The 355-nt window shown below is 68.5% G+C and carries 1 pseudogene; it reads right to left on the bottom strand.

Annotation, left to right across the window (positions count from 1 at the left end):
* A pseudogene (locus B0W80_RS34225) lies at positions 1 to 355 on the bottom strand (RHS repeat protein); the annotation flags it as partial.

The raw sequence follows: 355 nt of genomic DNA, 5'->3' as shown, positions 1-355 counted from the left end.
CGGGTCGTAGCTCACGCCCCAGGTCGTGTTCGCGTTGGCGATGCTGCTGTGGTCGGGGTCGGTGTCCCCGGGCTGGAACAGGTTCTGCGTCAGGCTCGTGATGCGCCCGGCCGCGTCGTAGACGTAGCTGGCGAACTCCGTGGCCGTGAGCCGGGCTGCCGTGTCGTAGGTCCGGCTCGCCGGCAGGTTGGCAAAGGCCCAGTTCCAGGCCGTGGGCTGGCCCATCGGGTTCCAGGCGAGGCCGGTGATGAGAGGGGTGCCGTTTCTCGTCAGCTGGATCAGCCGGCCCGTGGCGTCGTAGACATGACTCAGGGTGTCGCCGTTCGGGTAGCTGACGGTGGCCAACTGCCCAGCT

The sequence above is a fragment of the Variovorax sp. KK3 genome (genome assembly GCF_001984055.1).
Classification (GTDB): domain Bacteria; phylum Pseudomonadota; class Gammaproteobacteria; order Burkholderiales; family Burkholderiaceae_C; genus Variovorax.
The sequence above is the reverse complement of the archived record's forward strand: the minus strand, read 5'-3'. Positions and strand labels throughout refer to the sequence as shown.